Annotated in this window: 1 protein-coding gene and 1 tRNA gene; one reads left to right on the plus strand and one right to left on the minus strand. The window is 65.2% G+C overall.

Translation table 11 applies throughout. From position 1 onward, the window contains the following. Positions 1-305 precede the first annotated feature (305 nt). Positions 306-719: a molybdenum cofactor biosynthesis protein MoaE gene (locus ELR45_RS16380; protein WP_129667340.1), complete on the minus strand. Its 414-nt coding sequence runs from the start codon at positions 717-719 to the stop codon at positions 306-308. 142 nt (positions 720-861) lie between these two features. Here ELR45_RS16380 and ELR45_RS16385 point away from each other — a divergent pair. Beyond that, positions 862-934: transfer RNA gene (locus tag ELR45_RS16385), tRNA-Glu, on the plus strand. Positions 935-1142: the final 208 nt, after the last annotated feature.

A 1142-nucleotide genomic window follows, 5' to 3' on the forward strand; every position in this document is an offset into this window, starting at 1 on the left:
ACGGACGTGTCACGCCGCGCGATCGCCGACCGCGTCCGGGTGCTGAGGTCACTCTGACCGTGCGGAACGCGTTCGTTCAAGTCGCTGCGAACGCGTTCCGCACGTTGGGTGCACCCACACATCGAGCCCCGACAACGAGCTGATCCCTCTGACCTGCAACGAGATCCAGCACCTGATCAACGCCCTCACCCGGCTCCGCACCGACCGGCGGCACTGTCTGCACTGGTCAACCTGGCGCCGCAGACATCCGCACAGAGCCCGCCAATGCCACTACCAGCGCAGAATTGCCGGGCCAGAGATGAAGATCACGATCTACGGCTGGAGTACAAGGCGAGGTTGACCCATTCGTCGCTGCCGTCTTCGAAGAGGCGCCGCTTCCATACGGGCAGTACCCGCTTGATGGTCTCCACCACGTCCGCGCAACAGGCGAACGCTTCGGCGCGATGGCCGGCGGAGACAGCGACGGCCAAGGCGATGTCACCGACCGGCAGGGTTCCGATCCGGTGGCTGGCCGCCAGCGCCCGGATGCCGCGATGCGCTGCCCCTACCCGAGCGAGGATCCCGTCGAGGATGACATCTGCACTCGGATGCGCATCATAGTGGAGCGACGTCACGGCTCGCCCGCCGTCATGGGTTCGGACGACGCCTGTGAAGCTCACGTCTGCCCCGCAGATGGCGTCCTCGACCGCCTGGAGGTGTGGGCGAATCGAGAGTGGCATCTCGGTGAGCCTGCTCGCAGTCGAGTCCGCGGGGATGTCTCGTCGGTGGCGTCAGGTGATCTTCACCGGTCAGTTTGGCGGGCTGGCGGAACTCGGGTAGAGTTCCGAACGGCGACATTGAGTGACGCCGGAATGCAAGCAAGGCCCCGTTGTGTAGTGGCCTAGCACGCCGCCCTCTCAAGGCGGTAGCGCGGGTTCGAATCCCGTCGGGGCTACGCCTGGTAGATCGCCCTTCACCTGCGGATACGCGGGTGAAGGGCGGTCTTATTGTGTCCGGCCACGACCGGCAGAAACCGGTTCCCTGCGACGGTTTGTGCCCAAATCGTGCCCTAGTTCAGTCGCCTATGGAGCGACCGAGCGCCCGGTCGACTTGGTTCGGTCGTGAGCGGTGGCGCTGGCGGGAATCTATGAACTGTGGCGCGA

The sequence above is a fragment of the Phytoactinopolyspora endophytica genome, from assembly GCF_004138495.1.
In the GTDB taxonomy this organism is placed as follows: Bacteria; Actinomycetota; Actinomycetes; order Jiangellales; family Jiangellaceae; genus Phytoactinopolyspora; species Phytoactinopolyspora endophytica.